We start from the raw sequence: 5,655 nt of genomic DNA, 5'->3' as shown, positions 1-5,655 counted from the left end.
GACGCCAGCGCCCACGGCCGCACCCAGCGGCCCCAGGCCGGATCGACCCGCTTCTCGATCAGGGCGGCGACCGCCAGCGAGAAACAGACCGAAAAGCCGACATAGCCCGCGTAGAGCAGCGGCGGATGGAAGGCGAGCGCCGGGTCCTGCAGCAGCGGGTTCAGCGACGCCCCCTGCACCGGCGCCGGGTCCAGACGCGCGAAGGGGTTGGAGGTGAAGACGGCGAAGGCCAGGAACAGGGTCGACAGCGCGCCCTGCACCGCCACGGCCGAGGTCTTCAGCCCGAACGGCAGGCCGCGCGCCAGGGCCAGCGCCCCGCCGAAGCCGGTCATGACCAGGCACCACAGCACCAGCGAGCCCTCGTGGCTGCCCCAGGCGGCGGCCACCTTGTAGAGCATCGGCTTGTCGGTGTGGCTGTTCATGGCCACGTTCGACACCGAGAAGTCCGACACCGCGAAGGCGTAGATCAGGGCCGCAAAGGCCAGAGCCGTCGCCGCCGCCGAGGCGATCAAGGCCCCGCCCCCGGCCCCCGCCAGCACCGGACTGAGCCTCAGCCGTCCAGCCGTCGCCAGGGCCGTGGTCAGCGCGGCCAACACCAGCGCCAAAATCAGCGCGAACGCCCCCAGTTCGACGATCACAGGCTGCGGCTCGCGGTTGCAGGCGGAGCTTCGCCCGTTTCAGGCCGCCACTCGCCCTTTGCCTTCAGGCGGTCGGCGACTTCGCGCGGCATATAGGTCTCGTCGTGCTTGGCCAGCACCTGACTGGCCTCGAAGGTGCGGTCGGGGCGGAAGGCGCCCTGGGCCACGATGCCCTGCCCCTCGCGGAACAGGTCAGGCAGGTCGCCGTGATAGCTGACCTTGGAGCTTCCCACGTTGTCGGTGACGACGAAGACCACCGTCCCGTCCGCGCCCTTGACCACGCTGCCGGCCTCGACCAGCCCGCCCAGACGGATCACCCGGCCCGCCGGGGCGGCTGCCTCGGTCGCTTCGGACGGCGAGAAGAAATAGGTGACATTGTCCTTCATGGCCCACAGCGACAGGCCCACCGCCAGGGCCAGCACGGGCGCCGCCGCCGCCACGATCCACAGACGCCGACGCGCCTTGGGCGATTTGGGAAGCCAGCTCATGTCAGGACATCACAGAAGGGTTGCAGCGCAGGCTCATCCGGCTCCGCCCAGTCTTTGTTGCAGTTCGGCCCGGCGCGGGTCGTTCGGTTCCAGCGCCGCGATCAGGGGCCCCCAGACCGCCGCCGCCCCGGCCTTGTCGCCGCGCTTCAGCGCCGCCTCGCCGAGGAAATAGCGCGCGCCTAGCTGATCGGGGTCGCGCTTCAGCGCCTCGCGGAAGGCCGCCTCGGCGTCGCCGCCGACCGCGCCCTCGTTGGCCCGCACCAGGCTTTCGCCCAGCCGCGCCCAGCTCTGGGCGTCGTCCGGCTGGATCGCCAGCGCCCGGCGGAAGGCCGAGGCCGCGCCGATCGGATCGCCCGCCTCGAACCGCGCCGCGCCCAGCATGACCAGGGCCTGATGATCCTCGGGTCGATCCTTGACGATGCGGCCGATCACCGCCGCCGCCTGGGCCGGCTCCAGCGTCTCGGGCGAGGCCGCCCAGTCGCGCACCCGCGTCTCATAGGCCTGATCCGCCATGCCCGGCGCGCCCAGCCCCAGATAGAGGGCCAGCGAAACCGCCGCCGTCACGCCGATCCCGCCCAGAACCCACAGCCGGTCTTTCGATCCCACCGTCGGCGCCCGCGCATCGCGACGCGCCGCCAGCAGCCGCCGTCCCGCCTCGGCCCGCGCGGCGGTCCATCCCGCCTCGTCCAGCAGGCCGCGCGTCCTCAGCCGGTCCAGCTCGGCCAGTTCGCGTGCGCCGGCCTCGCGGTCGACCACGCTTTCGGCGTCCGCGCCGCGCCGCGCGCCGGCCAGCACCAGCAGCCCGGCCATCGCCGCGGCCAGTCCCGTCATGATCCAGAAGATCGTCATGCCCGCCGCTCTAGCGGATCAGGCGACCTGACGCGAGGCTCGCGAGGTCGCACCGGGCGTCAAAACACCCCCCGTCAGAACACTGGGCGCCGTTCCCGCCACACCCAGACGCCGCCGCACCGTGCGCGCCGCCTCCTTGGCCCCGATCAGGCCCAGCAACTCGGCGGCCAGGGCGATCCGCTTGCGCGCGATCCCCTCGTCCGGCGCCTCGCCGTCGTTCAGCCGCTCCAGCGCCTCGTCGGCCCAGGTCGCCAGACGTCCGGTCAGGCCCTCCGCCGTCTGGCGTCGCTCGGCCTCGCAGCCGAACACCGTGGCCGGCCCCCGCACCAGGCCGATCACCGCCGCCAGGGCCTTGGCCTTGGCCGCCGCCTCGGGGTCCGCCGCCTCGTCCAGTCGCGGCGCGGGGCGCGTCATCCGCCCCGCCATGGCCGCGCGCTCGACCGGCAGCACCTTGCCCGTCGCCTTCTCGGCGGCGCTGAACAGTTCGGACAGCCGCAGCGCGATTTTCAGCCGCGCCTGCCGCACCGCCTTGCCCCAGGCGCTGTCGGCCCGCAGCGGCAGGGTCATGTCGATCTCGGCCAGGGTCTCGGCGCACCAGTCCAGATCGGCCTTCAACAGGGCCGCATCCGCCCCCGGCGCCGCCGGATCAAAGGTCGCCGCCTCGGCCGCGCGGTGGGCCAGGGCCGTCACCACCCGGTCGACGAAGACCGCCAGCTCGCTCTCGCCCACCACCGTCTCGCGTCCGGCGGCGGGCGTGGCCTGGGCCACCAGCCGCAGCATCAGCCGCGCGTCCGTCAGGTGGGCGAAATAGATCTCCATCAGCCGCGCCGCCCCGTCCGGCGCGATCGAGGCTGCCTGTCGCAGCGCCAGCTTCAACTCCGCCGTCGCCTCCGGACCCGGTCGTCCCAGCCAGGATTCAAGGAAACTCAGACTGCGCCGCGCCAGGGCCGCCAGATCGAAACAGGCGGCCAGTTCCGCCGCCTGATCCACGCTGGCGCCGGGCCACAGGGCCTCGCCCTGATCCCGCACCGCCGAGGCCGCGCTCAGGCACAGGCGGTCGGCCACCATGCGCGACAGCTCGTCGTCGCGATCCAGCTGCGGCAGCAGTTCGGGTTCATTGCGCGTGGCCGACCGCCACAGCCGCGCCGGAACGCCGCTCGGAAAGCTCAGCCCCTCCAGCCCGTCGGCGCGCGGCCGGAACAGCGGCGACAGCGGCGCGAAGGCCGCGTCCCGCCGCCGCCGATCCAGCCCCTCGGCCTCGACCATGTCGCGCAGCGCCCACGCCCGATCCCCCGTCATCGCCGCCGCCAGCGCTTCCAGCTGGGACAGCAGATGATCCGGGCAAGCGGCGATCAGCTGGGCCAGAGCAGCCCTCTGCGCGACCGACAGGTCCGCCATCCACACTCCTTCGGCCGAACCGAATCCCGGCCACGGGACCAAGGGTGCGCCCTTCGGGTTAACAGGGGATTTTGCCGCGCCGCGAAGACGTTCAGACGTCCATTCGCTCGACCAGAGGGCGCGCCTTCAGGGACTGGATGGCCCGCTTGATCGCGTCGAACACGGGTCCCGCGTCCTGCTCCATCCCGGCGTAGGCGCGCTCGAACGCGCCATCCAGACTGTCCAGCAGCGCGAGCTGTTCGCGCCCCTTGTCCGTGATCGCGATCAGGCTCGCCCGCTGGTCCTCGGGATCGGGCTGGCGAGTGACCAGCTCCAGCTTCACCAGCTTGGGGATCTTCTGCTGGATCAGCTGGTGCGAGCGATCCAGCGCCCGCCCGAGATCGGCGACCGAGACCGGGCCCAGCATCGCGATCGCCATCATCAGGGACGACGACTTGACCGGAATGACCAGACCGGCGCGCTTGAACACCTCGGCCGACTGTTGCTCGATCAGTTCGCTCAACTGCTCGCTGAGACGGCCCAGATAGGTGCGGTTCAACTCGATCATTCGCCCGACATCTCCTCAATCCAGGCGACGATAGGTTTCCGTCTCGCCAGACTTCTCCACGCGCTCCAGGCCGACGACGGCGCCCTTGGCCCGCACCAGCCGGAACCGATAGTCATCCGTTCCCTGAACCGCAAACAGATCCTTGCCGATCGGATCGAGCGCCAGAACAAAGCGGTCCCGCCAGTGATAGGCCAGACCGCCCCGCGTGCGAACCAGCGTCCGCCCCTCATAGGCCCCGGCCGCCGCGTCCAGATCCGCCGCGCTCGGCGCCTGCCCCGCCAGCGCCAACTCGACCGGAACCAGCGCCCATCGGGCGTCCGCGTCACCGGCCTCCGCCCGGCTCTTCAGCAGGTGCTTCTGCGCGACCAGCAGCGCGTCCGAGGCCGGGACGGCCAGATCGGGGGTCACGCCGACTCCCTCGAAGTCCTGCCCCTTGATCGGGTCGCGGATCTGGCCGAACGGGACCTGCAGCATGAAACGGTCGTCGATCGGCACGCGGGTGACAGGATGCGCTCCGCCGGCGGTCTGCTCCCCGATCACGGTCGCGCGGCCCAGACGCTGCAGCGAAAACGCCATCCACTCGGCCGCAGAAAAGGATGTCGATCCGGTCAGGACCACGACCGGCATATCCGGCGCCCGCTTGCCGGACACGGCGGGCAGGCTCCACTGGCTCCGCGCCACCTGCACCCCATTTTCATTGTAGTTATAGTCGAAGAATTCCTGATCCTTGCCCGCCGGATAGAGATAACTCATCAGGAACTGCGCCATCTCCAGCACCCCGCCGTTGTTGTAGCGCAGATCGAAGATCAGCCCCTTGGCCCCTTCGGCGAACCGCATGGCCGCCGCCGCCGTGTCTTGGGCGTATTGCGGATCGGCGAAGAAGTCGAAGCGGACATAGGCCAGGTCCCCGTCCAGCCGACGCGCGTCACGAAAACCGAAATTGGCCCCGCGCTCCCGGTCGCGCTGCGCCTGAGTGCTGGTCTCGCCGCCCGCCTTCGCCTGGCGGTCAGCGGCGACCTCCTCGGGATCAAAGGCCACCGAGAAATGCAGGTCCTCGCTCGCCTTGACCAGGCCCCGGGCCAGACTTGCCGCAAACGGCGCGGCCTCCACCGGCCCGGTCTGAACCCGCCGGTCCAGCTCGGCCGATATGGCCGGAATGCGGTCAGGAAAGACGTAGTTCTGCTTCAACGCCGTCTCGAGCCGCGCCACCACCTCCCGCTGCGCCCCCTGATCCAGCGTCTGCGCCCCGACCGGCGTCGCCCCCAGGGCCATGATCGCCAACAGCGAAAGGAAAGCGCGAGTCTTCATCATCGATCCAATCATGAAATATATTGCGCAATATGTTGTATAAATCGACGAGTCAAATTACGCCGCCCGCACCGGATAGGCTGAACTGGGCGAGCGGAGACGGCGAGCCGCCGCGCTCAAACCGAGCTGAAGAAGGCCAGGACGGCGCCCCGAACCCTCAGCGTGTAAACGCAACACCGGAGCGAGGCGCCATGCCCGGCCCGCTCGAACTGGCGCATGATATCGGCCGCTGCTCTCCCACCTAGAGGCTAATGTCCGCTGTCGGCGCCGAAGCCCAGGGCCGCAATCGACCCTTAGCGGACCTTGATCGTGGGTCGGCTAGCCCTCTTCAGAAAATAGACGGCGGCAACCGTCGCCATGGCCGCGACCAAGCACAGGCCCGCGAGCGCATATAATCCGGTCGTCAACGGGACGGGAAACAGGAATA

The 5,655-nt window shown here is 70.3% G+C and carries 6 protein-coding genes; all 6 read right to left on the bottom strand.

Annotated elements, in window-relative coordinates; genetic code table 11:
- On the bottom strand, window positions 1–638 hold a 638-nt coding region (gene ccsA, locus VGE49_RS03650; RefSeq protein ID WP_331033223.1), incomplete at its 3' end, for a cytochrome c biogenesis protein CcsA.
- Complete coding sequence (ccmE, locus tag VGE49_RS03645; RefSeq protein ID WP_331033222.1) at window positions 635–1,126, bottom strand: cytochrome c maturation protein CcmE; 492 nt, start codon at window positions 1,124–1,126, stop codon at window positions 635–637. The genes ccmE and ccsA, both read right to left, overlap by 4 nt.
- Before the next feature lie 33 nt (window positions 1,127–1,159).
- On the bottom strand, window positions 1,160–1,975 hold the full coding sequence (ccmI, locus tag VGE49_RS03640; RefSeq protein ID WP_331033221.1) for a c-type cytochrome biogenesis protein CcmI: 816 nt from the start codon (window positions 1,973–1,975) through the stop codon (window positions 1,160–1,162).
- Window positions 1,976–1,993: 18 nt separating this feature from the next.
- Window positions 1,994–3,373: a hypothetical protein gene (locus VGE49_RS03635; protein WP_331033220.1), complete on the bottom strand. Its 1,380-nt coding sequence runs from the start codon at window positions 3,371–3,373 to the stop codon at window positions 1,994–1,996.
- Window positions 3,374–3,464: 91 nt separating this feature from the next.
- Window positions 3,465–3,920, bottom strand: a complete 456-nt coding sequence (locus tag VGE49_RS03630) for a MarR family winged helix-turn-helix transcriptional regulator (protein ID WP_331033219.1) — start codon at window positions 3,918–3,920, stop codon at window positions 3,465–3,467.
- Between the two features lie 15 nt (window positions 3,921–3,935).
- On the bottom strand, window positions 3,936–5,228 hold the full coding sequence (locus tag VGE49_RS03625; protein WP_331033218.1) for a S41 family peptidase: 1,293 nt from the start codon (window positions 5,226–5,228) through the stop codon (window positions 3,936–3,938).
- Between the last annotated feature and the right edge of the window lie 427 nt (window positions 5,229–5,655).

Origin of the sequence: Brevundimonas sp. (assembly GCF_036405315.1) — a bacterium.
GTDB lineage: Bacteria > Pseudomonadota > Alphaproteobacteria > Caulobacterales > Caulobacteraceae > Brevundimonas.
This window is presented reverse-complemented; position numbering and strand designations above follow the sequence as displayed.

Excerpts from the sequence above, each read along its gene's own strand:
- ccmE (WP_331033222.1), bottom strand. The coding sequence starts at position 1,126 with ATGAGCTGGCTTCCCAAATCGCCCAAGGCGCGTCGGCGTCTGTGGATC.
- ccmI (WP_331033221.1), bottom strand. The coding sequence starts at position 1,975 with ATGACGATCTTCTGGATCATGACGGGACTGGCCGCGGCGATGGCCGGG.
- VGE49_RS03635 (WP_331033220.1), bottom strand. The coding sequence starts at position 3,373 with ATGGCGGACCTGTCGGTCGCGCAGAGGGCTGCTCTGGCCCAGCTGATC.
- VGE49_RS03630 (WP_331033219.1), bottom strand. The coding sequence starts at position 3,920 with ATGATCGAGTTGAACCGCACCTATCTGGGCCGTCTCAGCGAGCAGTTG.
- VGE49_RS03625 (WP_331033218.1), bottom strand. The coding sequence starts at position 5,228 with ATGAAGACTCGCGCTTTCCTTTCGCTGTTGGCGATCATGGCCCTGGGG.